Annotated in this window: 1 pseudogene; it reads left to right on the top strand. The window is 56.2% G+C overall.

Going from position 1 to position 219, the window contains the following annotated elements:
* Positions 1-219 (top strand): annotated as a pseudogene (locus LKK83_RS00290) (calcium-binding protein); the annotation flags it as partial.

Genomic DNA, 219 nt, shown 5'->3' with positions numbered 1-219 from the left:
CAGGGGGATGACTCCCTGGATGGCGGCGATGGCAATGATATGCTGTGGGGTGGCAAGGATAATGATATCCTCACTGGCGGCACTGGCAATGATTGGTTGCTGGGAGATTTGGGTAACGATACGGTTACGGGAGGCGCAGGAAGCGATCGCTTTGTCCTCGCTGAAGGTCGCGGTACCGATACCATCCTCGACTACAGCGATGGCGTTGACTTAATCGGG

This window comes from Phormidium sp. CCY1219 (assembly GCF_035615515.1).
Taxonomy (GTDB): domain Bacteria; phylum Cyanobacteriota; class Cyanobacteriia; order Cyanobacteriales; family Laspinemataceae; genus CCY1219.
Note: the sequence above shows the minus strand (reverse complement) of the source record. Positions and strands in the feature narration are given on the sequence as shown.